This window comes from Ligilactobacillus sp. WC1T17 (genome assembly GCA_900110005.1).
GTDB classification, from domain to species: Bacteria; Bacillota; Bacilli; order Lactobacillales; family Lactobacillaceae; genus Ligilactobacillus; species Ligilactobacillus ruminis_A.
In genome coordinates, this window is the sequence record FOCC01000022.1 from 1 (window position 1) to 2,212 (window position 2,212).

Sequence of the window (2,212 nt, forward strand, 5' to 3'; positions counted from 1 at the left end):
GTGATTTTATTGAACAGGTACCAATAGCCGCCGATGTATTGCTGGCCGTACAGCATATAAGAGGTCTTGGGGCTATAATAAACCGTCTTTTTTTGATTTGAAATATATTGGAAGCCCGTTTGCGGCTGATACTTACTATTAAGTAAATACCAATGGCCACCAATGTAAACCTGGCCAGTTGCCTTCAAAGCTCCCGTAGTCGTATCAAAGGTAAATTTTTTACCTGAAACGGTCTGGCTGCCATAGAGCATTTGTCCGCTAGTATTATATAAAACTAACTTCTTTTGGCTAGCGATATAAGTAACACCCGTTGACATAACGCCATTGCTATCAAAATTATACCAATGTCCATCAATATAATGCTGACCAGTGTACTTATTACCGTTCAAATCATAATAGTAAGTCTTCCCATTACTAGTAACAAAGCCAACATTATTTAAAGAAGTCCAATTAGCATTATTATAACGTGTCTTTTGCGCGCTTGAGGCCGTACCATAGATAATTGAGCTATTACTGTAGCCTGGTGCCATGCCTAAAAAGTGCAGATAGGTGCTGACAGCCATGGTCCAGTTTGGCAAACTCGTAGTGTCAGAAAAACTGGTTGTACTATTAACTTCACTAGTCACCTTTGACCAATCAATGCGTGAATTGCTAATCATATTAATAGCTGCACTCCGATAAATCACTGACCGCGCTTCAGTATTTGAATAAAGCCAATTCAATTGATCAATGGCATGCCCCATATCTTCAGCTTCATCTTCAAATAACATTAATTCCAACGCATTGATAATATCAGCTTTAGCATCCGCCATCGTGGTCGAGGTACGAGCCTTTTTAATATAGCTGACACTATTCCATCCAAATTCCGTCTGCAAGACAGCTGCTTCGCCATAATTATTTGTTGTAGCATATTCATCAGTGGTTGAATATGAATCAATTAACCCTGTCTGATATGAGCCGTAGCGCAAAGCAGTCAAATAGTGAGCAAAAGTCCCGTTCCAATGCTTAACTGTATAATCAGAGACATAAGACGCGTATTTTAAAGAACCATTAGTCACTTTATTTGTCGCTACATAGCTTGAAATACCTAATTTATTGTAAAGGCCATTCAGAACATTCACATAAAATAAGCTGAGTTCTTCCAACTGATCAGCACTTAAATTAGAAAAATCGATTGTCGTCTGATCAGCTGATAACGTATCTGAAAACTTGGTTGCACTGGAATTGGTTCCGGCATTCATGGCCTTATACCAAGCGCTATAAGCAGGTGCTTCGGTAACATCTTCATAATTACCCGTAGCCCATTCCTTGGCAACGGCCACGGTAGCACTAATTTGAGCTGAGGTAAAATAGCTGTATAAACTATTAATACCTAAACTAACAGCCGCATCAGTTGTGGTTGTCGCTAACGTTTTTTTTACATTGGCATCGGTACTGGAAGTTTTTGTGCTGGACGCTGCCTGCGTAGCCGCTGCCGTAGACTTGGTTGCTGTTGTCTTAGTTACTGTAGCTGTTTGATTAGTAGAACTGTCACTAGCAAGGCTTGCCTCACTGCTTTGAGTATCCGTTTCACTAGCAGAAGCAGATGAAGCTGGTGTCGTCGTGCTCATTTCACTTGTTTTCGCTTGAGTAGCAGCATTTGTTTCGCTAACAGCAGTTGTTGTGCTAGTAGCTGCTTTGGTTGTCATATCATCTTGCTGAGAGCTGGCCGTTTCTGTCTCAGTTTCACTCGAACTGTTCTGTGACACGTCTGAACTGCTTACCGCAGCACTCGCCTGATTAGCCTGGGTACTAGTCGTTTCTTCATTGTTGTTAGACGTAACCACGCTTACTTGCTGGTCATCATTAGCTGTATCGGCTTTAGCTTTTAATTCCTGTGTTCCCGTTAATAACACACCTGCGGCCATCGAAATAATCAAACCTTTTTCAAATTGATTCATACACACACCACCCTATAATTCATCTTAAGAACAATTTTACCAATAAAATAGGATTTTTATTTTATCAAGATATGAATTTAAACAACAAAAAAGGCTGGAATCCCAGCCTTTTTTTAGTCTCTTAAGTTAATGTCCAACTTACTTGTTTCATCTTTGAGCTTATCAGAAATGTCGCGCAAATCGGAAACGTGGTTGGTAAATTCATCCATCGTTGCCAAAACTTCTTCGGAGTTGGCCGATACTTCCTGGGTCCCAGCGGCATTTTCCTGCGT

The 2,212-nt window shown here is 40.6% G+C and carries 1 protein-coding gene; it reads right to left on the reverse strand.

Annotated features, from left to right (window positions below; all coding sequences use genetic code 11):
• On the reverse strand, nucleotides 1-1,940 hold a 1,940-nt coding region (locus tag BMX26_RS09320; RefSeq protein WP_075531144.1), incomplete at its 3' end, for an N-acetylmuramoyl-L-alanine amidase family protein.
• Between the last annotated feature and the right edge of the window lie 272 nt (nucleotides 1,941-2,212).